The organism is Terricaulis silvestris (assembly GCF_009792355.1).
Lineage (GTDB): Bacteria > Pseudomonadota > Alphaproteobacteria > Caulobacterales > Aquidulcibacteraceae > Vitreimonas > Vitreimonas silvestris.
Map to the genome: position 1 here is coordinate 1764373 of NZ_CP047045.1, position 25565 is coordinate 1789937.

26 protein-coding genes and 1 tRNA gene are annotated in these 25565 nt (G+C 64.0%); 21 read left to right on the top strand and 6 right to left on the bottom strand.

Annotation, left to right across the window (positions count from 1 at the left end):
• Positions 1 to 147 precede the first annotated feature (147 nt).
• From DSM104635_RS08900 to DSM104635_RS08960, 14 genes are all read left to right on the top strand, one after another.
• On the top strand, positions 148 to 1065 hold the full coding sequence (locus DSM104635_RS08900) for a DNA-processing protein DprA (RefSeq protein WP_158765862.1): 918 nt from the start codon (positions 148 to 150) through the stop codon (positions 1063 to 1065).
• Positions 1013 to 1669, top strand: a complete 657-nt coding sequence (locus DSM104635_RS08905) for a hypothetical protein (RefSeq protein WP_158765863.1) — start codon at positions 1013 to 1015, stop codon at positions 1667 to 1669. Before DSM104635_RS08900 ends, DSM104635_RS08905 begins: the two co-directional genes overlap by 53 nt.
• Before the next feature lie 147 nt (positions 1670 to 1816).
• The gene (locus DSM104635_RS08910) at positions 1817 to 2524 is read left to right on the top strand and encodes a hypothetical protein (protein ID WP_158765864.1); all 708 of its coding nucleotides are present in this window, start codon (positions 1817 to 1819) and stop codon (positions 2522 to 2524) included.
• A gap of 54 nt (positions 2525 to 2578) precedes the next feature.
• Positions 2579 to 2707, top strand: a complete 129-nt coding sequence (locus DSM104635_RS20000; RefSeq protein WP_267129076.1) for a hypothetical protein — start codon at positions 2579 to 2581, stop codon at positions 2705 to 2707.
• Between the two features lie 157 nt (positions 2708 to 2864).
• Positions 2865 to 3140 (top strand): hypothetical protein, encoded by a 276-nt coding sequence (locus DSM104635_RS08915; RefSeq protein ID WP_158765865.1) that lies wholly within the window; start codon positions 2865 to 2867, stop codon positions 3138 to 3140.
• A 19-nt stretch (positions 3141 to 3159) separates the two neighbouring features.
• Positions 3160 to 4413 carry a tyrosine-type recombinase/integrase gene (locus DSM104635_RS08920; protein ID WP_158765866.1) on the top strand — a complete coding sequence of 418 codons (1254 nt, stop codon included), beginning with the start codon at positions 3160 to 3162 and terminating at the stop codon, positions 4411 to 4413.
• Between the two features lie 101 nt (positions 4414 to 4514).
• Positions 4515 to 4590 (top strand) — tRNA-His (locus DSM104635_RS08925).
• A 124-nt stretch (positions 4591 to 4714) separates the two neighbouring features.
• Entirely contained in the window at positions 4715 to 5713 is a 999-nt protein-coding gene (locus DSM104635_RS08930; protein ID WP_158765867.1) for a hypothetical protein, read from the top strand.
• A complete protein-coding gene (locus DSM104635_RS08935) occupies positions 5710 to 6918 on the top strand; it encodes a glutamate ligase domain-containing protein (RefSeq protein ID WP_158765868.1) in 1209 nt (402 codons plus the stop codon). Before DSM104635_RS08930 ends, DSM104635_RS08935 begins: the two co-directional genes overlap by 4 nt.
• Positions 6919 to 6956: 38 nt before the next feature.
• Positions 6957 to 8189 carry a patatin-like phospholipase family protein gene (locus DSM104635_RS08940; RefSeq protein ID WP_158765869.1) on the top strand — a complete coding sequence of 411 codons (1233 nt, stop codon included), beginning with the start codon at positions 6957 to 6959 and terminating at the stop codon, positions 8187 to 8189.
• Between the two features lie 88 nt (positions 8190 to 8277).
• Positions 8278 to 8892, top strand: coding sequence for a hypothetical protein (locus DSM104635_RS08945; protein WP_228445991.1), 615 nt, complete (start codon positions 8278 to 8280; stop codon positions 8890 to 8892).
• Positions 8893 to 8950: 58 nt separating this feature from the next.
• Positions 8951 to 10021, top strand: coding sequence for an NAD(P)/FAD-dependent oxidoreductase (locus DSM104635_RS08950; RefSeq protein WP_158765871.1), 1071 nt, complete (start codon positions 8951 to 8953; stop codon positions 10019 to 10021).
• On the top strand, positions 10018 to 11190 hold the full coding sequence (locus DSM104635_RS08955) for an acyl-CoA dehydrogenase family protein (protein WP_158765872.1): 1173 nt from the start codon (positions 10018 to 10020) through the stop codon (positions 11188 to 11190). The genes DSM104635_RS08950 and DSM104635_RS08955 overlap by 4 nt, the downstream gene beginning before the upstream one ends.
• Positions 11191 to 11266: 76 nt before the next feature.
• Complete coding sequence (locus tag DSM104635_RS08960; protein WP_158765873.1) at positions 11267 to 12031, top strand: transglycosylase SLT domain-containing protein; 765 nt, start codon at positions 11267 to 11269, stop codon at positions 12029 to 12031.
• Here DSM104635_RS08960 and DSM104635_RS08965 read toward each other — a convergent pair.
• A complete protein-coding gene (locus tag DSM104635_RS08965) occupies positions 12028 to 13224 on the bottom strand; it encodes a CaiB/BaiF CoA transferase family protein (protein ID WP_158765874.1) in 1197 nt (398 codons plus the stop codon). The two genes, DSM104635_RS08960 and DSM104635_RS08965, sit on opposite strands and share 4 nt — an antisense overlap.
• 123 nt (positions 13225 to 13347) lie before the next feature.
• Between DSM104635_RS08965 and spbR the strand changes: the two genes are divergently transcribed.
• Entirely contained in the window at positions 13348 to 14493 is a 1146-nt protein-coding gene (gene spbR, locus DSM104635_RS08970; protein ID WP_158765875.1) for a SpbR family protein, read from the top strand.
• Here spbR and DSM104635_RS08975 read toward each other — a convergent pair.
• From DSM104635_RS08975 to DSM104635_RS08985, 3 genes are all read right to left on the bottom strand, one after another.
• Positions 14490 to 15158 (bottom strand): hypothetical protein, encoded by a 669-nt coding sequence (locus DSM104635_RS08975; RefSeq protein WP_158765876.1) that lies wholly within the window; start codon positions 15156 to 15158, stop codon positions 14490 to 14492. The genes spbR and DSM104635_RS08975 overlap by 4 nt on opposite strands.
• Positions 15159 to 15229: 71 nt before the next feature.
• Positions 15230 to 15724, bottom strand: a complete 495-nt coding sequence (locus DSM104635_RS08980) for an Hpt domain-containing protein (RefSeq protein WP_158765877.1) — start codon at positions 15722 to 15724, stop codon at positions 15230 to 15232.
• Positions 15725 to 15767: 43 nt separating this feature from the next.
• A complete protein-coding gene (locus DSM104635_RS08985; protein ID WP_158765878.1) occupies positions 15768 to 16526 on the bottom strand; it encodes an NAD kinase in 759 nt (252 codons plus the stop codon).
• Between the two features lie 75 nt (positions 16527 to 16601).
• On the opposite strand from DSM104635_RS08985, the gene DSM104635_RS08990 reads away from it, so the two are divergent.
• The 4 genes from DSM104635_RS08990 (at position 16602) to DSM104635_RS09005 (ending at position 22408) form a co-directional block, all read left to right on the top strand.
• Positions 16602 to 17366 (top strand): class II aldolase/adducin family protein, encoded by a 765-nt coding sequence (locus DSM104635_RS08990; protein WP_158765879.1) that lies wholly within the window; start codon positions 16602 to 16604, stop codon positions 17364 to 17366.
• A 14-nt stretch (positions 17367 to 17380) separates the two neighbouring features.
• Positions 17381 to 18025 (top strand): hypothetical protein, encoded by a 645-nt coding sequence (locus DSM104635_RS08995; RefSeq protein WP_158765880.1) that lies wholly within the window; start codon positions 17381 to 17383, stop codon positions 18023 to 18025.
• 69 nt (positions 18026 to 18094) lie between these two features.
• Entirely contained in the window at positions 18095 to 19261 is a 1167-nt protein-coding gene (locus tag DSM104635_RS09000; RefSeq protein WP_158765881.1) for an efflux RND transporter periplasmic adaptor subunit, read from the top strand.
• Between the two features lie 6 nt (positions 19262 to 19267).
• A complete protein-coding gene (locus DSM104635_RS09005) occupies positions 19268 to 22408 on the top strand; it encodes an efflux RND transporter permease subunit (protein ID WP_158765882.1) in 3141 nt (1046 codons plus the stop codon).
• On the opposite strand, the gene DSM104635_RS09010 is transcribed toward DSM104635_RS09005, so the two are convergent.
• Together DSM104635_RS09010 and DSM104635_RS09015 are read right to left on the bottom strand one after the other, a co-directional pair.
• Entirely contained in the window at positions 22409 to 22879 is a 471-nt protein-coding gene (locus DSM104635_RS09010; RefSeq protein ID WP_158765883.1) for a c-type cytochrome, read from the bottom strand.
• A 71-nt stretch (positions 22880 to 22950) separates the two neighbouring features.
• Positions 22951 to 24213 (bottom strand): S8 family serine peptidase, encoded by a 1263-nt coding sequence (locus DSM104635_RS09015; RefSeq protein WP_158765884.1) that lies wholly within the window; start codon positions 24211 to 24213, stop codon positions 22951 to 22953.
• A 98-nt stretch (positions 24214 to 24311) separates the two neighbouring features.
• Between DSM104635_RS09015 and DSM104635_RS09020 the strand changes: the two genes are divergently transcribed.
• A complete protein-coding gene (locus DSM104635_RS09020) occupies positions 24312 to 24824 on the top strand; it encodes an RNA polymerase sigma factor (protein ID WP_158765885.1) in 513 nt (170 codons plus the stop codon).
• Positions 24824 to 25555 carry an anti-sigma factor family protein gene (locus tag DSM104635_RS09025; protein ID WP_158765886.1) on the top strand — a complete coding sequence of 244 codons (732 nt, stop codon included), beginning with the start codon at positions 24824 to 24826 and terminating at the stop codon, positions 25553 to 25555. The genes DSM104635_RS09020 and DSM104635_RS09025 overlap by 1 nt, the downstream gene beginning before the upstream one ends.
• Positions 25556 to 25565: the final 10 nt, after the last annotated feature.

Here is a 25565-nt window from a genome sequence, read left to right on the forward strand (position 1 = left end):
GGCGGTTCCGCTGGCCGCGCCATTCGGTATGGTGAGCGCCGTCAGCAATGGATTCTTGACTAGAATCAGATGTTCTGTTTTCGTTCCACGTGGAACGGACCTCCGAGCCCATGGTTGCCGCCATAGGAATCGGACGAGGATGAACTCATGAGCCCCGCCGCAGCCTTGGCCGCTACAATCGAAGTCGAAGCGATCTCGCCGCGCATCGAAATGGGCGCCTACGAAGCCCTTTGGCTTCAAAAAGAGACTACCTTCAAACGGATCGCCGACCGGTTCCGCGAGCATCCAGGAGCGCTTCCCTCCAACTTTGTCGATCCCGCGACGGCCGAGCTAACCCAACAGCGCGCCGCTGCGCGACTGGCGGCTGCCGGAATTAATCGCTTCGGCATCCGCATTCACGGCGCTGGCGATTATCCCGTGCCCCTCCGGGATGCGAAGGAGCCGGTCGAGCTGCTTTATTATCGCGGCTCCTGGGAGTTGGCGTTCACGACCTCCGTCGCCATTGTCGGCACGCGCAGCCCGACGGCTGAGGGCGTGAAGCGCGCAGAGCGGTTGGCCCGCATGCTCGCCGGCGCCGGCTACACGATCACGTCAGGTTTGGCGACCGGCATCGACACCGCCGCACACCGTACCGCGCTCACCTGCAACGCACCGACGATCGCTGTGATTGGCACACATATCGGTCAGGTCTATCCGCGCGAGAACGCCGATCTCCAGAAAGAGATCGCAACCAACCACTTGCTCATCTCACAAGTACCGGTACTCCGGTCGGAGCAGCAGGATTATCGCGCTAATCGGCTGTTTTTCCCTGAGCGGAATAAGACCATGAGCGCGTTGTCGGCGGCGACCGTGATCGTGGAAGCCGGGGAGACGTCGGGAACGCTCACTCAAGCCCGCGCGGCCCTGCATCAGGGCCGCAAACTCTTCATTCTGGACAATCTCTTCCAACGCCCAGATCTAACCTGGCCTAAAACCTTTCTTGAGAAGGGAGCCATTAGGGTGAGGAACGAAGATGACATCCTCGCAGAACTCCCCCCTCCGACTAAGGCGCATCGAGAAGGATGACCTACCGCTTCACACGTTCCTGAGTGAGGCGGACGAATGCTATTACCTTTACGAATACACAAGCGGGCGCAATTTCAGCCACAGCCCAGCAAACGATCGCATCAACAATCTCAAGAAAGACGTTCGTTACAAAGGTACGGCGGCGTGGGGCTATAAGGACGGCGCCGTCCTTCAATGCGCCAATGAGTTCAAACAGACCTTGAACCCGGAATTCTTGGCCGCCGCGGTCATTGTGCCAGTGCCCCCGTCCAAGGCGAAATCAGATCCAGCCTATGACGATCGCATGCTCCGTATGGCGCAGGCGATGTCGGGAAATGTGCGGGAGCTTGTCGCGCAAACCGCCTCGCGTCAGGCCGCTCACGCCAGCCAGCCTGGCGAGCGCACATCGATTGACGAGTTGAAGAAACTCTACGTCGTGGATGAAGCGCTTACGCAGCCCGAACCTGGGCTCGTCGTCATCTTGGACGATGTGCTGACGACCGGTCGCCATTATGTGGCCATGCGCGACATTCTCCGCGGTCGATTCCCAAATGCACGGATCGCCGGCTTATTCGTCGCGCGCCGCGTATTCCCGACAGAGGGTGACCTAGCCGATTTCATCTGAGGTCTTTTCGAGCGCGTGAAAATCCGTGCTAAACGCTGCCAACGACCAGCGCTCAAATGCATAGAGCAGTCGGCTTTTAAGAGAGCGGTTTTCGGTTCGAGACCATGGGGCGGCATTCTCCTGAGGGTTGTTGTGACGGAGCGCGGAATGAGCTTCGGGTCAGGCGAAGAAGGCGGCTTCAACGACGTGTCGCGCGCTTACAAACAAAATCCCACTTTGGAAAACTACCTGGCGCTCAGACGCGCGGATCCTGATGCAGAGATTGAAGTCGCGGTGCTCGGCGGCATCGACGACCTGTTTGCCGTGGAAAAAGAGTTAGAGCGCTATGGGATTGGCGCTCACCCGCTGATGACCGGCGTCTTGGACGCGAACCAAGCGGCCGTCAGCGAACTTTCGCTGAAGCTCATGGATCACATTGTTCGTGCGCGCGAGCTGACAGAAAACGGCGAGACGCAATTGGTTCGTCGCGGCATGGTCATGCCCGACAGCCTTATTGACTGGTTGATCTGCGTTGCGCTGGACGCACAAAGTTGGACCGACTCTATGGAGTTGAACCGCGACCTGATCGTTCTCATCCGAGAGCGGTTGGGTGGCGCCAACCAGCACTACAAGCAAGCCGTCGCGGCACACACACGGCAGAGGAATGCGCCTTGGATCGGCGCGCAACTGAAGGCGCGCGGCATCGAGCCTACCGTTAGGAAAATCGCCGAGCTGTTGGAGGTCGCGCCGAGCACCGTGACGCGTTGGTATCCAAACAATGCGGAGCTGCAGGAAGAGATCGACCGGCTGTCGCGACTCTTCGACAGCAATGGCTCGTTCCACATATCGCGGCTATCCACGAAGAAGGAGCCGTAGCTGTTGCGTGCGAAAGAATTTGCGCAACAAAGCAGCGACCGACACGCTCCTGGCATGGAACGTTTTTGGCAAATACTTGAGCGCGCGAGCCTGCGCATCGGCAACGCTGACGCCACCGGCCTGGGCGTGATCTGTCTGACGATCATCTGTGTGGCGGCGTTGCTTACAATGGCCCAACCGTGAGCGGCTAGGCCGTTTTCGACGTCCGAATCCCATAGCCCGGCAACCACCGGCACCAAGAGGCAATCAGAAGATGGGAGCCGCAGGTTGCCCAAGTGGGGCCGGCGGCGCGGCCCACGGCGAAAGGTGGGCGCCCCTCAATACGTCGAGGACGTGCGAGATGAATGAGTTGATACTTGAACCAGCGGCGCTTTCGTTGCGCGAGCCCGTGCTCTTGAGCCCGGATCGGCTCAACGGCGTTGATGCGATCGCTGCTTACCTTCGCTGCACAAATGACGCCGTGTACTACGCGCGCCGCATTGGCTCGCTGCCAATCAGACGCTTGGGCCGCAAGGGCGAGCTTTACGCGTTCAAGAGCGAGCTTGACGCGGCCCAGAAAGCGGATTCCACTTTGCCTGAGAAATGGCGAGAGGGATCGCTTTCTGCGCCATCATAATTCGACGGAGCCGCCCCCCATGTCGAACGACATCGACAGCTACGAGACTAAGAGCGGCAAGCGTTATCAAGCCCGTTGGCGCGATAGCGCCGGCGTCCAGCGCTCGAAGTCGTTTCGAACGCTGACCGAGGCGCGTGAGCACCAAAAGAAGGTGACCGGCGGGCAGCGCGGCGGGATCGGTTGCTCGCTAGACTGGTTGATCGACACCTATTTGATCGCGCGCGAAGCTGAGGCTGCTGCGGGCGTCATCGAACTCACCACATACGAGAATTATGAGGTGCACCTGCGGCTGCACGTTCGATCGGACGAGATCGCCCGCAAAAAGCTCTCAGAGCTGGATACCCCGGCAATCCAGCAATTTCTACGTCGCCTCGCGGCACGCCTGTCCCCACCGTATGCGCGCAAAATCCGCGTTTCTCTCTCGGTGATGCTGAAATGGGGCGTGGGCGAGGGCTACCTCACTCACAATCCCGCGCGCGACGCAAAATTCGCATTGGCGAAACGTCACAAAGCGCCAAATCTCGATCTCGTCGAGAACTTCGATGAAGTCGACGTCGAGGCCATCAAGATACCGACACCGGCCGCTGCGGTGGCGATCCTTGCCGCTGCCGACGCCTTTGACGAGACCGGCCAGGCAGGCGCCCAGTTTCGCCTGTTGTTTGCCGGCGGCATGCGTCCGTCCGAGATGCTCGGCTTCCCCGTCAAAATGATGCGCTTCGGTCCGGACGGCCGGGCTGAATTGAAGATCGTGCAACGCTCCGAGCATATGCGCGGAACGATCGGGCCCGTGAAAAGCGCTGCGAGCCGCCGCAAGATCACACTCGGCAAAGAAGCGAGTTCGGTGCTTCGGAAATATTGGATCGCCATTGGTCAGCCGACAGATGGTCTGCTCTTTCGGACCCGCAGCGGGAGGGCGCATCTTTACTCAAACTTCCATCAGGACGTCTGGTCACCCATTCTCGCGGCGGCCGGTTGTGCGCATGAGGTGAGTTCCATCCGCACTTTTTGCGGCAAGCGCCTTGCCGAAGGCGGACGCGAAAAGGTGAAGCGCGAAGTCAAACGTTGGAAGCCGATTTATACGCCCCACCATGGCCGCCACTTCGCGGCATCGGCTCTGATCGCCGCCGGCGCGGCGCCGAAGAAGCTGCAGCGTTTCCTGGGCCATTCGCGCATTGAGCTGACCATGAATGTCTACGGCCACTTGTTTCCGGACCAGCGCGCCGACGACGATTTCGCGGACGCGATCGACCGGCAATTGGCGTCTGCCAGCTAAGCGCCGCTTCTTGGTGAAGGGGGCGAACTGAGTAAGTTCCGCCTAGACGTGCGCGTCGGCTTGCGCCGGAGCGCGCGTCTCGTTATCTCCTCCAGCGTTGTGCCGCCTTAGCTCAGTTGGTAGAGCAACGGCTTGTGGAGCCGTGGGTCGCTGGTTCGAGCCCAGCAGGCGGTACCAGTTTCCCCAAACCGGCGTGTGCAACGGTTGTGGAAAAGTCATTGATTAAGTGATTGATCTTCAATGTCTTTTTCTGCGGTTGTGGAACCAGGGGTCCCCGGTTCGAGCCCGGGAGGCGGTACCATTGCCATTACAGGGCAATTCCATCTCCGAAGTCACGCTGAAGAGCGCCCACGCGCGCTACGCGGCGCATGCGGCGGCGGCGTGCGGCTACGCGTTTCGTTCGCTCGACGGCGCTGACGGTTATCTGTTCGAAGTCCGCGACGGTGCGCGTGTCGCTGCGTTCGCGGCGGGTGCAGGCACGCCCTACGCGCTGAACGATGCGCGCGCGGCGTCGGTTGCGCGCGACAAGGCGTTCTGCGCAGAAGTGCTGCGGCAAGCCGACGTGCGGGTGCTGCCGGGCGAGAAATTTTTCGTCACCAAGCGCTGGTCGGAGATGCGGACGCCGGGCCGGGAGCCGGAGGACGCGCTGCGCTACGCGCGCTCGGCGGCGTACCCGATCTTTTGCAAACCGCTCTCGGCGTCTAATGGGCTGCATGCCGAAGTGATTGAGAGCGAAGCGGCATTCGCCGACTACATGCGTCGCGTTGCACGCGAACATTTTGCAATTGTGGTGCAGCCCTACGTGCGCGCTGCGGAGCATCGCGTGTTTGTTTTGAATGGGCGGGCCCTGTTCTCGTACCGGAAATCGCCGCCGCAGCTAACGGGCGATGGACGCTCGACCGTGCGGATGCTGGTGCAGACGTTGCCGCGTGATCCAGAAACGCCTGAAGCTCTCCTATTGCCTCGGGATGAGCGCGGGCATCGTTTGAGCTTGGACGAAACTCCGGCAGCCGGCGCGAAGATTACGCTCGACGGCCCCGCCAACCGCTCCGCTGGCGGAGGCGCGCACGATCTGCGAGATGGCGCGAAGGCGGCGCTTGAGCACGTGGCGCTGGCTGCGACGGACGCGCTCGGCCTGCGACTCGCGGGTGTCGATATGTTCGATCTCTCCGGCGACGGCCGCGACCTCTGCGTGATCGAGGTCAATTCCAATCCGATGATCGCTACTTTGGAAGAGGCCGGCCGTTGGGATCTGATCGACGCGATCTGGCGCGCCAATTTCGACGCGGCGCTGCGATGAGGCTGTGGCGCGTGCCGTATCCGAAGTTCGGCCATGGGCCGGGCTTGGAGCGGGTAAGCGCGATTGCTGATAAGCTCGGGCTTGATCTGGCGGGCTTTGGTGAAAAGGGCGCCGTCATCGTCGGCAGCAATGGCAAAGGCTCTACGGCCGCAATGACGGCCGCGCTGTTGGCGCAAGGCGGCGCGAACGTCGGCCTCTTCACCTCACCGCACTTGTTCGCACTCAATGAGCGCTTCCGCATCGGTGACGAGGACATTTCCGACGAGGAGCTGGAGCATCATTGGGATCGTGTTGCGGCAGCCGTAGAGGTGTGCGGCAAGACGGGTGAGCTCGGCGGTTTCGAATTCCTGTTCTTGGTGGCCGCCGATTGGTTCGCCGCGCGCGGTTGCGCACACACGGTTTGGGAAGCTGGGATCGGTGCGCGGCTCGATCCGGTTCGGCTTATAAGGCCTAAGGTAGTAGCGCTCACCTCGCTCGATCTGGAGCATACCGCTCTTCTCGGTTCGACGCTTGAAGAGATTGGACTCGACAAGGTCGAGGCGGCGCCTCCTGGCGCCACGATTTACGCTGCCGTTTGGACATCAGTGCGGGAGGTATTGGCGCGTCATTGCGCGGCCATCGGTGTTCGCTATGTGACTGTGCCACCGTACTATAGCGTCGACCTGTCGCTAATTGGCAAACATCAAAATCAAAACGCCGCTTTGGCGCTGAGTCTTGCCATGGCCATCCTTGATGTTGACGAGGGGGTCCTTGCTCCATACTTCGCCGCAACAAGATGGCCGGGTCGGTTGGAGGTCATAGGCAACGATTCGCTCATCGTCATCGATGTCGGTCACACGCCGGCAGCGATCGCAGCCGCGCGCGCGGGCTTTGACGCGATGCGCGGTGGGCGCGATGCGGTGCTGGTGTGCGGCGCCTCCGTCGACAAGGAGGTCGCCGCGCTGATCGGTGCGCTGGCGCCCGGCTTTTCCACAATCATCTGCGCGGCGGCTCGCCACAAAGGCGCGCCAGCCGCTGAGATTGCCAGCGCGGCCTACGCCGCCAATCCACAGGCTGAACTCGTGATTGCAGACTCCGTTGCCGAAGCACGGCGCTTGGCGCTGGCCAAGGCGAGGCCGATTTACGTCGCCGGCGGACTTTTTCTCGCTGCGGAGTTCAAGTGGGTTCATTTAGGCCGCGATCCGGCGCTCCTGGCTTTCTTTTGAGACGCGCGCGCGGCTAAAGTGACCTCATAAGGGGACGCATGCCGAAGACGTTGTTTGAACACCTGTCGCCCGACACCGGCGCCAAGCGCATCCTCGCGCTCGATGGCGGCGGTGTGAAGGGCATCCTGACGCTCGGCATGCTGAAGGCGCTGGAGGACGAACTGCGCCGTCGCGCCGGCGGCGATAGCGCGTTTCGGCTCTCCGACTACTACGATCTGATCGGTGGCACCTCGACTGGCGCGATCATTTCGTCTGGTTTGGCGCTTGGTATGAGCGTCGATGAGATGATCGAGCTTTATGCGCGCCTTGGCCCCGACGTGTTCGGGCGCACGGCGGGCGATGGCGTTTTCCTGCAATCGAAGTTCGAGTCAAAGAAGTTGCGTCGCGCGTTGACTGCCGTTCTTTCGACCAAGACGCTTGGCTCGCAGGATCTGAAAACCGGCCTCGCCATTCACGCCAAGCGCATCGACACGGGTTCAGCGTGGGTGGTGACGAACCATCCGCTCGGCGTGTTCTACGATCCGGCGTCGGACAGTGGCGTGTTTCCGAACAAGCGCTACCGGTTGGTCGATCTTGTGCTCGCCAGCGCCGCCGCGCCGACCTTCTTCGACGAGATCACCATCGACATCGAGTTCGACGATAAGCGCCGCCCGATCCAGAAGGGCTACTTCGTCGATGGCGCCGTCAGCGCCAACAACAATCCGAGCATGCAGCTCTTCATGCTGGCGCTCGAACCCGCGTACCGGTTCGGCTGGAGGGCGGGCGAGAGCAATCTGATGATGACGTCCTGCGGCACCGGCGCGCGCCGGCCGACCGTTGACGGCAAAGCATTCCAAGGTCTGCCGCCGGGCTTGCGAGGCGTGCACGCGCTCCGCGCCATGGTTTACGACACGCAAATCCAGGGCGTCATGATGATGCAGGCGTTCTCCAACCCGAAGAAGCCATGGCGCGTGAACTCTGAGGTCGGTGACATGGCGGGCGTCTGCATCAGCGGCACGCCGCTGTTGGATTATCAGCGCATGGACGTTGTGCTCGACACCAAGCCCAAGCGCCGCCGCGCCAGCGATCCAGTCCCGCCAATGACGGGGCTCGAGCGCTTGCTGGGCCGTGAGCTTGAAGCCGAAATCATGGAGGCGCTCGATCTGATGGACAACGGCAAGAAGGCCAACATGGACCTTCTGCTCGAAGTTGGCATCGGCGCAGGGCGGTCGTTCGTGGACGCTTCGTACCCCGATCCGAAGTTCGATCTGCTGGAGTGGCGGGGCTCCTGAAACGCGAGCCGCTTTGCGCTTTCCTAAAGAATGCTTGCTAAGGTGAGGGATGGCCTCGGTTGGCAAAAGGCGACGAGCCGATCCTGTGATGGATGCGGCGGTGGAGTATTTCGCCGCGCGCTCGCACGATGCGTGGCGCAAGCAGCTGCTGCAAACCAATCCTGAACAAAAGGGAAAGCCGCGGATGCGGTTGCGCGGCGGCGTTATGGTTGACGTCAATCAACCATGGGCGAAGCTGCACGCGAAGGCGAAGGCCGACAACAAGCGCGCGGCGCAAGATGCATTCGCGGCGGTGCGAAAATTCCCAAACGATCGCGAGGCCGCGTCGGACTACGCTCACAAGGCCTGGATCAAGCGCAACAAGAGCGATCCAAGCCTGCCGAAGCATCTGTTCAAGCCCTATAGCGCGCTCTCCAAGGTCGAGAAGGACAAGGACCGCGCGCACGTCGACAACATGAAGAAAGCGATCGCGGCCACGCGGAAGCCGGTGGACAAGGTCAGCAAGGCGAAGAAAGCCAAATCGGCGCGCGCCATCGTGCGCATCGACGCTAAGAGCTGGGCTGGCTTACAGGCCGCCGCGAAGCGCTTGTCGGCCGCTCTCGGCCACGAGGTTCCGGCGGAAGCGTTGCTCGCCGTCAGCGCCGACGCCATGGCGGCTTTGGCCAAGTCGGTCGCGTCGGACGTGCGGCGTAAGCGCGGCTGACGCGCCGCGCCGTCGCGCCGCCTTGCGTGCGGCGCAAATTCCGAACACATGACGGCTCATGAAGCGTGTGGTCATCGTCGGCGGTGGCGTCGTCGGCCTGTTCTGCGCCGTGCGGCTAGCCAAGGCCGGCGCGCGCGTGACAGTGCTGGAAGCCGAGGCCGAGCACGCCGACATTTACGGCCCCGCCGCTTCCGCCGCCGCCGCGGGCATGTTGTCGCCGCTCGGTGAAACTGGCTCGGCGCACGACGCGCTCTCGTTTGCATCGCTGGCGTTGTGGCGTGAGTGGCAGCCGGGCGCCGAGTGGGCCGATGGTGTGCGCTTCGATGGCGGCGTTATCATCGCGGCGAACGAAGTAGAAGCGGCGGCAGTGATCGCGCGCGCCATGACCAACGCGACAAGCGCGGCGCCTCTTTCCGCAAGCCAGTTGAAGAAGCGCACTGGATTGCGGGCTAAGCACGATCACGCGGTGTTCGTGGTCGATGAAGGCGTCGCTGATCCGTTGCGCGTGCTGAGCGGTCTCAGCATGCAAGCGCGCGCGCACGGCGTGATCATCGAGTATAACGCCGACGTCGCCAACGTGACGGCGATCGCCGCCAAGACACATGACGACAAAGTATACACAGCCGACGTCGTGCTGCTGACGCCTGGCGCGTGGGCCACGGACAAGCTCATGGCCACTGCGCCGGCGTTGAAGTGCATCCGCCCAGCGAAGGGTCATCTCTTACCGGTGCGCCTCCAAGAGCCGCTTGCGCCGAACGTCCATGCGCCGGGCTTCTACCTGTCCACACGGCGTGACGACGTCGTGCTCGGCGCCACGATGGAGTTCGACCGTTTCGATCGGGCGGTGGAAGAAACGCAAGTCGCGTCGCTCCTGGCGGCCGCCGAAGCAGCGCTCCCAGGTGAAGTGCGAGCAGCGGGCCGCGCCTGGGCCGGCATCCGCCCGATGTCGCCTGATGGCTGGCCTATGATCGGACCGTCGGGCGAGGTTCTCATTGCTGCAGGGCACTCCCGCAACGGTTGGCTCTTGGCGCCGATTACGGCGGAGATCATTACGGGCTATGTGTTCGGCGCGGAGATGCCGCCCGCGTGGGCGGCGCTGTCGCCCGATAGATTTGAGAAGCAAGCATGACGTTCGCCATCGGCCTCACCGAAGAACAATCGGCCATCAAGCACGCGATCGAAGAGATCTGCGCCAAATACGACGACCATTACTGGCTGAACGTCGACAACACCGGTGAATTCCCGAACGCGTTCGTCAACGACATCGCCGCCGGTGGCTGGTTGGGCGTGGCGATGCCGGAAAGCGTCGGCGGCGCGGGACTTGGTCTCACCGAAGCCGCGCTGATGATGCAGACAGTCGCGGAATCCGGCGCGGGATTCTCGGGCGCGAGCGCCATCCACCTCAACATCTTCGGCCTGATGCCGATCGTGAAGTTCGGCACGAAGGAGCAGCAAGAGCGCTTCCTGCCGCCTGCGATGGACGGCACCGATAAGGCCTGTTTTGCGGTCACGGAGCCAAATTCCGGCCTCGACACTTCGAGCTTAGAAACGCGCGCCGAACGAACCAATAGCGGCTATCGCATCAACGGTCGGAAAATCTGGACGACCAACGCGCAACGCGCGAACAAAATACTGCTCATCGCGCGCACGACACCGAAGGATCAGGTGAAGAAGCCGACGGAAGGCTTGTCGCTGTTCTACGCCGATTTCGATCGCAGCAAGATCGAAGCGCAACCGATCCCGAAAATGGGCCGCAAGGCCGTGGAGTGCAACACGCTCTTCATCGAAGACCTCGAAGTCTCCAACGCCGAGCTGATCGGCGAAGAAGGCGCGGGCTTCAAGATTTTGCTCAGCGGCCTCAACCCGGAGCGCGTGCTGTTTGCCGTGGAAGCCATCGGTCTGGGCCGAGCGGCTCTGCGCCGCGCCGCGCAATATGCGAAGGAGCGTGTGGTGTTTGGCCGACCCATCGGTCAGAACCAAGGCATCCAGCATCCGCTCGCAAAAGCGTGGGCCGAACTGGAAGCCGCGAACTTGATGGCGTTCAAAGCAGCGGCGCTTTACGAGGCGGGCCGCGAGTGCGGCGCCGAGGCGAACGCTTCGAAATATCTCGGCGCTGAAGCCGGCTTCAGCGCGTGCGAGACCGCGGTGCTCGTGCATGGCGGCATGGGCTACGCGAAGGAATACTTCGTCGAGCGCTACTTCCGTGAAGCGATGATCGCGCGCATCGCGCCGGTGTCGCGCGAGATGATCCTAAACTTCATCGCCGAGCGCGTGTTGGGCTTGCCGAAGAGCTACTAACAGCAGCGGGCAGGTCGTTTCGGCGTCGACGCGCGTCGTTAACTTTTGATTCACCATAGCGGCTCAGTCCGAAAGCATGAGCGATCCGATCGCGTCTGTCGGCCAAGATGCCGTCCGCGCCGCGATCCGCCGAGCAGCGGACGCGACGGGTGTCAATTTCTCGCTGCTGGTGGAAACCGCGCGCCGCGAAAGCGCGCTCAATCCTAACGCGCGCGCCGGCACGTCGAGCGCGACAGGGCTGTTCCAGTTCATCGAGAGTACGTGGCTCGACATGATGCGCCGCCACGGCGGCGAACACGGCCTTGGCCAATACGCGGCACAGCTGCAGCAGGGCGCTGACGCCGGCACGCGGCGTGAAATCCTGGCGCTGCGCAATGATCCAGAAATCTCGGCGCGCATGGCGGCCGAGCTTGCGCGCGAAAATGCAGGCACGCTGCAAGCGCGCTTGGGCCGTGCGCCGAGCGCTGGTGAACTCTACGCCGCGCACGTCATGGGCCCGGGCGGCGCGATCCGCCTGATCGAGGCAGCGTCGCAGGGCGCGCCAAGCGCAGCGGCGATTTTCCCGCGCGAAGCCGCCGCCAATCGCGGCCTCTTCTACGCCGATGGCCAAGCCCGTTCCGCGCAGGCCCTGCTCGATCGCTTGCAACTCGATGCCGACGCCAGCATGGGCGCCGAGGGCGCCCGGCGCTTGGAGTATGGCCGCGACGGAGAAGCCATGTCGCCAGCGCTTGCACATGCGCTGTTCGCGATGGCGTTGCTGCCCTTGCTCAGTAACAACGAAGACCGCGAACAGCGCGATCCGATGCAGGCGATCAACGCCTACATGCGCACGCAGCGCTAGGCGGCCGCGCCGCTGGCGAAGAGCGCATCGATCTCAGTGTCCGAATAGCCAAACTGCGCCAGTACGGAGCGTGTATGTTCGCCGACCTTCGGCGCCGGCCCCTTTGGCCCATCGTCCGCGCCCGGAAAGCGGATCGGCGCGCCCGGTGCGTTGATCGTGGTGCCGTCGGCCTGTCGTGTTTGCACCACCGCGCCGGCGGCGATGGCCTGCGGATCGACGGCGGCTTCAGCCGCGCTCAATACCGGCGCCCAGATCATTTCTTCTGCATCTAAGGCAATACTCACCTCAGCCCACGAACGCGAACCAAAAGCCTCATCGAGCAGATCGACCAACTCGCCGCTATTCGTGCGACGCCCCTTGGCGCGCGCGAAGCGTTCGTCTGCGATCAGATGCTCGAGCTTCAGCGCGCGACACAGCTTTGGCCAATCGCCCTCACCCTGGCGTGAAAGCAGGCTGATCCAGCGCTCGTCCTTCGTCTTGAAGAAATTCACCAGCGGCAGAGAAACGTCGCGGCGCGCGCGGTTGGATGCGGTGCGCCCGTATGTGTGTTGGATTGCCATGTCCGAGCCCGCCGCATAGTGCGCCACGCGCAACAGCGATGCTTCAACCAAGCGGCCCTTGCCCGTGCGCGTGCGCTCGTACAGCGCCGACATCACGCCAGCGACGATCGCCATCGACGCGACGTGATCGCCGAACGCGGTGCGCAGTTGCACCGGTTCGCCGCCCTTCGGCCGAAACAGCGCCGCTACGCCGGAGCGCGCCCAGAACGCGGCAGAGTCCATGCCGGGCCGGTCGGCGTCGGGTCCTTCGAGGCCGTAGCCGGTGAGGCTCGCGTAGATGAGCTTGGGATTGCGCGCGAGCAGGCTGTTGTGATCGAGGCCCGCGCGCTTGAGGCCGCCTGGGCGGACGTTGGTAAGGAACACATCGGCGTCGTCAATCATGCGCAACAGCGCGTCGCGCCCTGCATCTTGCGCGGTGTCGAGCACAACGCCGCGCTTGCCACGATTGTCCAGTTCGAAAACCGGATTGAGCGTTTGCCCCTCGATGCCGACGGAGGCGAAGAACATGCGGATCGGATCACCACCGGGCGGCTCGACCTTGATCACGTCGGCGCCCCAGTCGGCCATGATGCCGCCGGCGCCGGGCGCTGCGATGTAGCTGGCGTACTCTACGACTTTCAGCCCTTCCAGCATCGCCCGTTTCCTTCCCGCAACGTTCGTAACGCTCGCAATCAAGGCTTCGTTAAGCCTCAGGCGCAACTGTCGGACCTCTAATCGGCGCGGCGAGAGTCGCTGTCGCCAAAGCGCGAGCGTCCCATGTCGATCGTCACCATGCGCGCCAACCTCACGGATAGCGACATCCGCACCCTGATCAAGGGCGTGACGGAGGAAGATCGGGCACAGGCCGCGCACAAGATTTGCCGCTGCATCGAAGACGCTGAGCTTTCCCCTGAGGAACGCGCGCACGCCGAGGGCGTGATCAACATTATGGCGCAAGACGCCGCCGTGCTGGTGCGCCGCGCGCTTGCGGTGGCGCTGAAGAATTCGCCGAAGCTGCCGCGCGAAATAGCGAACAAGCTGGCGCGAGACGTCGAGACGATTGCTCTGCCGGTGATCTTGAATTCGCCGGCGCTGACGGACGCTGACCTAGTCGAGATCGTTCGCACATGCCCGCCGACAAAGCAGGTCGCGGTGGCAAGCCGCGAAACGTTGTCCACGACGGTGACCGGCGCGATCGCGGCGCACGCTGCGCCGGAAGCAGTGTGGCGCGCTATCGCGAACGACAATGCAAACTTCGATGAAGCCGGCCTCGACCTCACACTTGAACGTTTCGCCGGCGTGTCGTCGATCACCAAGGCGATGGTTCATCGCAATGAGCTTCCGCTAGCGATCACGGAGAAGCTTGTCTCGCTGGTCGCGGGCGAAGTGTTCGATCACTTGGTCAACACACACGAGCTGCCGCCGCAGATCGCCATCGATCTCGCCATGGGCGCGCGCGAGCGCGTGACCATCGACATTGTCGAGCAAGCTGGACGGCAGAAGGACATCGGCCGCTTCGTGCAGCAGCTCAATCTCAACGGCCGGCTCAATCCGTCATTGCTGATGCGCGGGCTGTGCTTAGGGCAGATCGAGTTCGTCGAGCACGCCATGGCTGAGTTGGCGGGGCTGCCGCATCAACGCATCTGGTTGCTCATCCACGATGGCGGGCCGCTCGGGCTGAAGGCGGCGTTCGAGCGCGCCGGCTTGCCGCCGCGGCTCTTCCCTTCTTTCCGCGCCGCGATCGAGGTCTATCACTCGATCGAACGCGAAGTCGTGGCGACGGATCGGATCACGTTCCGCAAGCGTATGCTGGAGCGCACGCTGACGCTGTTTCAGTCGGTGCCGAAGGACGATTTGGATTATTTGCTGGAAAAGCTCGACGCCACCGGGCTGCAGAACGACAAAGTCGCCGCGCTGGTCTAGCGCAAACCCGCCTCGGCAAACGGCCCGCCGCCGCGGTCGAACCCGGCGATCGCAAGGGTGCGCGCTTGGCCCGTCGTGCGCACGGTTTCAGCGGTTATGATGAGGCCAGCAGCTTTCGCGGCGAGCAGGCGGCGGCCCAGCGGGCTACGGTCGCCATCTTCCATGGCCAGGAAGGGATCGTTTTCGAGCGGCGCTTCCAACACAAGCTCGCTGTAGAGTGCCCGAGCGCGGACGCCGAACGGCAGCGGGCACTGGGGATCGCCGCGCAGGGCAACACCCCAGCCGCGCGCGCGCAGTTCTTCCGCGAGCGCGCCGCCGTCAGCGATGACGCGGCGCTCGCACAACTCGAACGACAGGGCATGACGGGTGCATCCGGCTTCGATCGCCGCTTCGCTTAGGAGGTCGGCTTCGAGATCGGCGTGAACTTCGGGTGGGACCGCAAGCGTGAGTGGCGCGTGAATGCCGCGCTCGCGCCACGCCATCCGCGCCGCACGCAACAGGCGCGCCAGGTTTGAAAACGCGAACGCTTCCTCGGCCGTCGCGCGCGGGCGCACGACCCCGGCGGCCAGCGCGCCAACGCGCAGATCTACGCGCGCGCCGATGGCGAACGCGAGCGGCTCGTGTTGCGGCTCTTGGTGGCGGGGGCGGAACGGGATGACGGTCATATGGACCGGCCTTGTCGCACGCCCGCTGTTAAAATGCGGTCGGCGAACACGGTGAAGAGGGCGTTAGCGGATCACTCGGGCGCGACGCCCAGCATGTCCACGTGGGCCTCAAGCGCCTGCACCAATGCGCGCCCGATCGGGTGGGCGGTCGAAGTGATCTGATCGCGCGCGGCGGCCCGGAGCGCATCCACGTGCGCGGTGACGAGCGAAGGATTGGCGCGGGCCGCGTCCTTGCCCGCTTCGGTTTCGGTCAAGCGACAGAGCGATGCCGCGAGTTGAGTCACCAATGGGAAACCATAAGTGGCGCCCATGCCTTTGAGGTCATGTGCAGCCGCGAACACGACGTGCAGCGAGTGATCGGACCATTGCGCCGCTTCGCCAGCCATGCGCGCGGCTTGCAGCTTGGCGATATCGCCATCCAGCCACTCTGCGAACGAGCCGCTCATGGCTTTCAGCGTTTCGTCGGCGCGGGAGATGGCCTTGGCGTCGAACACAGGCTTGTCGAGCTGCACCGCGCGGGGCGCGGCTTCGCGCGGGTCAATGAATTCGACCTTAGGCTTTGACATGGGGCGGAGCATCGCCGCCCGCGGTGAACAGAGCGTTTACGGGCTAGACGTTAAATTGTTCGCGAAGGATGCGTTCATCGAGCGCGTGGCCTTCGTCAAACATAATGGGCACCGCGGCGCCGGTATCTTCCTTGATATCAACGGCGATCACGTCGCGGGTCTCAAGATTGTCGGCCGCGGCGCTAACCGTACGTTTTTCCGCCTCGAGCACTTCGATGCGCACTTGTGCGCGGTGCGGCAGCAGCGCACCGCGCCAGCGGCGGGGGCGGAAAGCACTAATGGGCGTTAACGCAAGCAGGCGCGAATTGATCGGCAGAATAGGGCCGTGCGCCGAGAAGTTGTACGCTGTCGAGCCCGCTGGCGTCGCCACGAGCACGCCGTCGCAGAGCAACTCTGGCATCCGTACGGCGCCATCGACGATGATCTTGAGCCGCGCGGATTGTGCGGTCTCGCGCAGCAGCGACACCTCGTTGAATGCCCGCTCCTCGAGCACCGTGCCGGCGGCGGTCTCGCAGCGCATCACCAGCGGCCGGATGCGCACGGTCGCCGCCTTCGCCAGCCGCTCAGGCAGCGTGTCCTCGTTATAGTCGTTCATCAGGAACCCGACCGTGCCGCGGTTCATGCCGTAAACCGGCTTCTTGTCCTTCAACCGCCGGCGCAGCGTTTCCAGCATGTGGCCGTCGCCCCCGAGCGCCACGATCACGTCGGCCTCTCTCTCCCCACTCTCCCCATAAACATGCCGCAGCCGCCGCAGAGCTTCCTGCGCCTCCGGGCGGGCGCTGGCGGTGAAGGCAAGTTTCATGGGAGGTCAGCGCTCTTTGCTTATCGTCCAGGCCAGCCTAGACTTGTTACCACAGACCAAGACGGAGCGCGAACCATGGCTGACGACGCCGGCACATCCTTGAAAGGCCGCGTGAGCGCCGAGGAATGGCAAGCGCGCGTCGATTGCGCCGCGCTGTATCGTCTGGTCGCGCTGCATGGCTGGGACGACATGATCTTCACGCACATCTCGATGCGCGTGCCTGGCCCAGAGCATCACTTCCTGATCAATCCGTACGGGATGTTCTTCGAGGAGATGACTGCCTCGTCGCTGGTCAAAGTAGATCTCGACGGCAACATCGTCTCGCCGACCCAATATTACATCAATCCGGCGGGCTTCACGATCCACTCGGCCATCCACGGCGCGCGCGAAGATGCGCTCTGCGTCATCCATCTGCACTCCGACGCCGGCGTCGGCGTCTCGGCGCAGAAGGAGGGGCTTCTCCCCCTTACCCAAAACGCGCTGCTCGTGATCCCGCAGCTTGCCTATCACGGCTACGAGGGCGTGGCGTTGAACCTCGATGAACGTGAGCGTCTGGTCGCCGACATTGGCGACAAAAAGCTCATGCTGCTCCGCAATCACGGCACGCTCGCTGTCGGCATGAGCGCCGCTGATGCGTTTGTCGGCATCTTTTTCCTCGAGCGCGCGTGCGCCGAGCAAGTGGCCGCGCTGAGCGCCGGCCGTGACAATGTTTTGATTGCGCCGGAAGCCGCGCAACAGGAAGCGCTGGGCCCGAGCAAGGGTCTGGCGATGGTGTCGGGGTTGGCGTGGCCGGGGCTAAAACGCAAACTGGATCGTCAACTGCCGGGCTACGACTCCTAAGCCTGATCGCAGCATTGACGCCAACGCCGGCGCTCGCCGGAGCCTGGATCGCGCCCGAAGGCGGTCAGGAGATCTGGACTAATGCCGCGGGGCAACGCGACGACGCCGCGTTCTTCGAAACGTCCGCCTACTGGGAAATTCCGGTGGGGAAAAACAACTCGTTCGTCGCCGCGCCTTGGTTCGAGAACAACGTCAACACCGATGAGGGTTGGCGCGCGGAGGCCGTCGTGGGTCTCAAGCAAGCGGTGTTTCGCGACGACCAGACCGTCATGGCGCTTCAGGTCGGCGCGCTGTGGGTGTCGGCCCCTGGGTACGGGTGCGGCGAAGGCGGCGTTGAGGCGCGCTGGTTAGGTGGCCGCAGCCTCGGCGACGGCGCCTTCGTAAACCTTGAGGTCGCGGCCCGCGCCCTCGAGGGCGGCTGCGTCGGCGAAAGGCTCGATATCACCGCCGGATACCGCCCAAGCGAGAACTGGCTGGCCATGGGTCAGATCTTTTTCGACGCTCCCAGAGACGGTGACGAGACTGTCAAGGCGCAACTGACCTTGGTCCGGTTCGGAGAACGCGGCCGTGGAATCCAGGTCGGACTGCGCGCCAGGATCGATGGCGGGCCACAAGAGCCGACGCTTGTGGTAGGCTTGTGGGGCCGGCCGGGCGATTGATCGCACGCCGCTGGACTCGCGGGGTCCAAAGACACAAATCCGCAAAACTTTTCTTGTAAGGCCGGTTACATGCTGGGGTTGTTCAAGCGCTATGGCTTCGCGGCTGTCGTTGCCGTCGGGCTGGGCCTGATCACACTTGTCGTGGTCGGCAAGACGCTGTTCGACAGCTTGGGCGGCGAGGGCGCGGCGACGGCGGCGCCTCCGGGTGCGGACCGAGGCGGTGGCGGTGGAGGCGGTGGCGCGCCCAACGTGCTGGCGGCGACCACGACCATGCATACATTTACTGATGGCTTGCAGGCGCTGGGCTCAGCCCAGGCGCGCGAAAGCATCGTGCTGACCCCGAAGGTCGCCGACACTATTCGCGCCCTCCGCTTCGATAGCGGCGACCGCGTGCGGCGCGGCCAAGTTCTGGTCGAGATGTCGAGCGTCGAGCAGGCCGCCGACATGGCCGAGGCGCGCGCCGCCAACGACGCGGCACAGGAAGAATTGCGCCGCTACCAGGAACTGTTTGAGCGCGGGTTCGCCTCGCAAGCGCGGCTCGATACCGTGCGCGCCGCCGCTGACGCGACTGAGGCGCGGCTGAATGCTGGTGGTTCTCGCATCGCCGACCGAACCATCCGCGCCCCCTTCGCCGGTATCGTGGGCCTGCGCACCGCAAGCCCCGGCCAATTCATGCGTCCAGGCGACCAGATCGGCACGTTGGATGACGTCTCCGAGATCAAGCTCGATTTCGATGTGCCGGAAACGCAGCTCGCGCGCGTGACTCAAGGCGTCGAGATCATTGCGCGCACTGCCGCCTATCCCGATCGCGTCTTCACCGGCCGCATCGCCAACGTCGATAGCCGCGTCGATCCAACGACGCGCACCGTGCGTGTCCGCGCGATGTTGCCGAACGCCGACGAAGTGCTGCGTCCGGGCATGCTGCTGACTGTCGAAGTGCGTTCCAACCCGCGCCAGGCGCTCGCCATTCCGGAGATCGCCATCCTCGATCAAGCGGACGGCGCTTACGTCTATCGCGTCGTTGCGCGCGAAGGTGGCCAAGCGGTTGATCTGGTGCGCATCCAAACCGGCCAGCGCGCTGGCGGCATGGCGGAGGTGCTAGAAGGCCTGAGCGTCGGCGACCGCGTGATCACCGAAGGCGTGCAAAGCGTTCGTCCCGGCCAGCCAGTGCAACTGGGCGAACCGCCTGCGACGGGCGACGCAGCCCAACAGCTCCCACTGCGGCCGCGGGGATAAGTCCGCGTGACGCTCTCCGACCTTTCCGTCCGCCGGCCCGTTCTGGCGACGGTGTTCTCACTGATTATCATCGCCTTTGGCCTGATCGCGTTCACGCGCCTGCCGCTGCGCGAGCTGCCTGACGTTGACCGCCCCGTCGTCTCGATCAATGCGAGCTATCCGGGCGCTTCAGCGCAGGTCGTCGAAAACCAGATTACGCGGCCGATCGAAGATCAGCTCTCCGGCATCGACGGCATCGACATTATCAACGCGACCAGCCGCGACGGCCGATCTTCGGTCAACATCGAGTTCACGCTCGAGCGCGATCTCGAAGACGCGACCAATGACGTGCGCAACGCTGTCGATCGCGCGCGCGGTCAGCTGCCAGCGGATATCGACGATCCCACCATCCGTAAGGCTGACGCCGACGCTGACGCGATCCTCTGGTTCAGCCTAGAGTCGACCAACCTAGACCGCATGGCGCTGACTGACTACGCGGACCGCTACATCGTCGATCGTCTCGCCGTGTTGAACGGCGTCGCCAATGTGCAGATCGGCGGCGGCTTCCGCCGATCGCTCAAAATCTGGCTCGACACTAACGCGCTCGCAGCGCGGGGCCTTACCGTGCAAGACGTCGAGACTGCGCTGCGGGCGCAAAACGTCGAACTCCCGGCGGGCTACGTGCAGAGCCAGGAACGCGATTACCAAGTCCGCGTCGCGCGCGCGTTCGAAACGCCGGAGCAATTCCAGCGCCTGCCGCTGAACGACCCTGGCGCCGACGGCGCGGTGGTGCGGCTGGGCGACGTGGCGCGCGTCGAGATCGCGCCGGAAGAAGTGCGCAGCATCTTCCGCGGCAACGGCGCCAACCAAGTCGGTATCGGCATCGTGCGCCAGTCGCGATCGAACGCGCTCGAAGTGGCGCGCGCGGTGAAGGTCGAAATGGAGCGCATCCGGCCGGGCCTGCCCGAGGGTACGAACGCCGTCCTCACCTACGATGCGACCCTCTTCATCGACCGCGCCATTCAGCGCGTCGGCCAGGCGCTGTTGGAATCAACGTTGCTGGTCGTGTTCGTGATCTATTTGTTCCTGGGATCGTGGCGCGCGGCGTTCATCCCGGCGGCGGTCATCCCGGTCTGCTTGATCGGCGCCTTTCTGGTGATGATGATCTTCGGCTTCTCGATCAACCTTCTCACTTTGCTCGCCCTCGTGTTGGCGATTGGATTGGTTGTCGACGACTCCATTGTCGTCCTCGAAAACGTGCAGCGGCGCGTCGATACGCTCGGCGAGCCGCCGCTGTTGGCGGCCGAACGCGGCACGCGGCAAGTGTTCTTCGCGGTGGTGGCGACGTCGGCGGTGTTGGTGGCGGTGTTCCTGCCGCTGCTGTTCGTTGGCGGCTACGTCGGCCGCCTATTCGTCGAGCTCGCGATTACGATCGCAGGCGTCGTGGTGATCTCGGCGTTCGCGTCACTCTCGCTGTCGCCCATGATGTGCTCGAAGCTGGTCAAGTCCGTAAAGACCAGCACGCGCCTGTCGCGCGTGGTCGACAGCCTGCTGGGCGGCTTGCGCGCGTCCTACCGCGCTTCGCTCGAAATGGCGCTCGCCGCGAAGCCAATCGTGTTTGCCGTGTTCGGCGGCGTGCTGTTTCTCGGCTTTACGATCTTCTCGCAGCTCTCCTCTGAGCTGACGCCGCCTGAAGATCGTGGCAGCATCAACGTGCAGATCCAGGCGCCCGAAGGCGCTGGGTTTGAATACACCAGCCGCGTCGTCGGCCAGGTCGAACAGGTGCTGATGACCTACGTCGAAAGCGGCGAGGCGCAGCGCATCATGATCGTCGCACCCGGCTTCGGCGACGCCGGCACCAATCGATTTTCCTCGGGTTTCGCGCGGGTCTTCCTCGCCAACTGGGAAGACCGTCACCGCACCGCCGCCGAAATCGAAACGGACATGAATGCCGCGCTCGGCCAAATCCCCGGCGCGACGGTGCGTGCACGCGCGACCAGCCCATTCCAAAGCGGCGGCGGCGGCGGCGGGGATGGCGCGTCCATCGTGCTGCTTGGCTCGACCTACGACATGCTGGCGCCGGTGGCCGAACGCATCATGGATCGCATGCGCGAGAGCGACACGTTCCAACGCCCCCGCATGAATTATCAGCCGACATCGCCACGTGTGCTGGTCCAGATCGATCGCGAGCGCGCGGCTTCACTCGGTGTCTCGGTGCAGGCAATCGGCCGCACGCTTGAAGCCACCATGGGATCGCGGCGCGTCAACACCATCACCGACCGCGGCGAGGAGTACTACGTCTACCTCCAAGCCGAGCGCGACGAACGCTCCGACATCGCGGATTTGAGCAATAAATATGTGCGATCCGATCGCACCGGTGAATTGGTCCCGCTGGCAACGTTGGTGACCATGGAAACCGTCGGCGATTCCGCCGAACGCCGCCGCATGAACAGGCAGGCGGCTGTCACCATTGGCGCCTCGATCGGCGGCGACACTGCGATCGGGGATGCGCTGACGGAGCTGGAGCAGATCGCGCTCACAGAAATCGGCGATCAGCCGATCTCGATCGACTACACTGGCCAGGCGCGGCAGTTCAAACAAGCCAGCGGCGCCATCATCTTCGCTTTCGGCTTCGCGCTTCTGGTCGTGTTCTTGGTGCTGGCGGCGCAGTTCGAAAGCTTCGTGCACCCGATCGTCATCATGCTCGCGGTGCCGCTTGCCGTGATGGGCGGGCTATTCGGGCTCTTCCTGTTCGACAACACGCTGAACATCTACAGCCAGATCGGGCTCATCATCCTGATTGCGCTGGGCGCCAAGAACGGGATTCTGATCGTCGAGTTCGCCAATCAGCTGCGCGATGAAGGCAAGTCCGTGCGCGAAGCCATCATCGAAGCGGCGGATCTGCGGGTCCGGCCCATCCTGATGACGTCGATCGCGACCATCGTGGGCGCCATTCCGCTTGTACTTGGCCACGGCGCCGGCGCCGAAAGCCGCATGACCATCGGCACTGTGATCGTGTTCGGTCTCGCCGTCGCGACGATGCTGACGCTCTTCGTCGTGCCGGTGTTCTACGATTTGCTGGCGCGCTACACCAAGTCGCCGGAAGCAACGGCGAAGGCGATCGAAGACTACGAGCACGCCGAGGCGCTTGCGCGTCCAGCTGAGTAATCACTGCGGCGCGGTTTCGGCCATCAGATAAGCGATCACGTCACGGCGCTGCGTTTCATCGCGCACGCCTGCGAACGCCATGCGGTTGCCGGGCAGGAACGTCTGCGGGTTCGCCAGCCAATGATCGAGATGATCGGCGTCCCAGACAAAGTTCGCGTCTTGCACGGCCTGCGAATAGGTGAAGCCTTCGGCCGTGCCAATTTCGCGCCCGAAAACGCCATGCAGGTTCGGTCCGACGCGGTTGCCGCCGCCAGCGTCGATCGTATGGCAAGAGCGGCATTGCGCGAACACACGACGGCCGCCCTCGTAGCTGGCTTCGTTGTACGGCGCCGGCAACGCCGCGATACGCGCCTGCATTTCTTCGTTGGAGACTTCAGGCGCTACTGGCGCGGGAGGTGCGGACGAATCCGGCTGCGAGGGTCCGCACGCGGCGAGGGCGAGCAGCAAAGCAGGCAAAACCAGAATGCGCATGCGGATATGTCCTCCGAGGGTGGCGCAGTTTTGCCTCGGGCGCGCCGAACGGCAAGCTCGCGTCGAGCGGCTTAGCGCCGCGCCAGGCGCCGTGCGCTATCGCGGATGTCTTGGCCAACGAGGCCGGCGCCGAATGTCCGGTCGGCGCCGCGTGGCCCGAGATCGATCGCGTCATTTGCCAGCGCCGCCGCGTTTCCACCGGCGCGCGCAAGGAGCCCGGTCACGATGGGCGCTGCATAAGAGGTGCCGCGTATCGCGGCATAGCGCCTCCCGAGCGAGGCCGCCGAGAAGTCCGAGCCGGGCGCAGCGAAGTCCACCTGCGCGCCGCGGCCCGCCTCGGGCAAAACACGGTTGCGCGCATCGACGCCGGTGACGCCAACGACTCCGGGATACGAGGCTGGATAGAGCGGTGCTGCGGCAGGGCCGTCATTGCCGACGGCGGCCACGATCACGGCGCCTCGCGCGATCGCGGCGCGAACCGCTGCGTCCACTGCGCGATTGTTTGGCCCAACTAGCGAAATGTTGATCACGCGCGCATGGGATTGCACGAGCCACCCGAGCGCCGCGACAATCGCGGTTGCGCCGCCCCCTGTCGGCGCGCCGCCGTACACGTCTGCTACGTAAAGTGTAGCGCCGGGCGCCGCACCTTGTGTGCCGGCAATCAAGGAAGCCACCGCTGTGCCGTGTGCGCCGACGCGGGCCTCTCCTCCGAAACCACGCTGTTGAATATTTGCGCCGGCGAAGGCCGGATGATCGGCGTCCACGCCGGAATCGATGAGCCCGATGCGCACGCCCGCCGTAGAGCCAGTTCGATCGCGGGCTTGCTTGGCGATCGATGGCGTGTCGCCAGCGCCGAGATAGATGTGGTTGTAGTCGTATGCGCCATCGGGATCGATCTCGCGCAAGAGTTCCACGGCGCGGCGCGTCGGCATGTTCGCCGGCGCGCGCAACACCACCACGTTGAGCCCAAGGTCCCCGGACTCCACCGCCGCACCGACCGTGAATCCGCGCGCTTGCGCCGCCGCAAGCGCTGCCTCACTAGGGGCAATGGCGACGATCTCGCGGCGAACGACGATCGCGCCGTCCGGGTCGGTATCGATCTGATTGGGGTAGCGGCGCAGCAATTGGCGTGCGGCGACATCGCGCGCGTTGCGTAGTTCGCGGGTGGACACGCGAGAGACGTCTCGCGTGGTTTGCTCCACTTCGCCGAGCGGATCGCTGAGCACGCCGCCCACGGTCCCGCCAACGCCAGGAACGCCCGGCAGCACTTGCGCCGAAGCGACGCTGGCCGCCGCGACGGCAACAGCCAAAATGAGAAGGCGTTTGAAGAGCATTCGGCAGTTCTAACGGATCGCCGGGCTAATTTCTTCCGTCAGCTAAAGTTCCCGTCAAATGGATGAAAATCGGGGGGCGTTCCGTTGTAGGAGGTGGAATGGCCGCCCCTGGCGATCCAGTCCGCCGCGAATTGCTCGCGTTGCTGCCGCGCCTGCGGCGCTTCGCGCGCGCGCTGACGCGAAACCCTGACGAGGCCGACGACCTCGTTCAGAACGCGGTGGAACGCGCGTTACGCAATCTCGCGGCGTGGACGCCGGGCACGCGGCTGGATTCGTGGATGTTTCGCATCATGAAGAATGCCTGGATCGATGAAGTCCGCTCCCGCAGCGTCCGTGACCGTGTGCTTGCGCCGGAGGAGACCGGCTTGAATGTGGGAACCGGCGGCGCCGCCGAGATGGAAACGCACTTGGAGGCGCAAGCCGCCCGTACGGCGATGGAAGCGTTGCCGGAAGAACAACGGCTGGTTCTGGCGCTGGTGTTGGTCGAAGGATTTTCGTATCGCGAAACGGCTGAGATGCTCGATGTGCCGATTGGAACGGTGACGAGCAGGCTGGCGCGGGGCCGTGCTGCGATTGAAGCGCGCTTGTCCGGCCGCGCGGAGGGCGCGTGATGAAGCTCACAGATGAAGAACTGATGGCGTACGCCGACGGCGAGATGCCGGCGATGGACGCAAAGCGCGTCGAAGCGGCTATGGCCGAAGATCCACCACTTGCAGCGCGCGTGGCGCGGTTCCGTGCGGTGCGCCGCGCGCTGCATACGGCTTACGATTCAGTACTCACAGAACCCGTCCCGGAGCGGCTGCGCGCGCTACTCGGCGATGTCGCTGCCAATGAACCGCCGCCGGTCGTGGACCTGGCGGTGCATCGTGACACGCGCAAAGCGCGCTTCGGCCCGCCCGCATGGGCCGCGATGGCAGCGAGCCTCGTCGTGGGAGTGCTGGTTGGCCACGCGGTATTACCGTCCAACGATTTGCTTGTCGGCGATGGCCGCTATGCCGGCGCCGATCTCGCGCGTGTGCTCGACACGCGCCTTGCCAGCGACGCCACCAATCAAAGCGCCGCCACCCGCATCGGCCTCACCTTCCGCGCCAATGACGGCCAAGTCTGCCGCACATTCTCGCATGCGGCGCAAGCGGAGACGACATCGGGGCTGGCGTGCCGCGAGAACGATCGCTGGGCCGTGCAGGTTGCGGTCCACGGCGATGCGCAGGGCGAGTTTCGCCAAGCGGGCGCCGACGCGCCGGCTATTCTCGACGCCGTCGATGCGATGATTAGCGGGGAGCCGTTTGACGCTGAACAGGAACGCGCCGGTCGTGAGAGCAACTGGGCGGTCGTTCCGTAAGTCTCTTCCC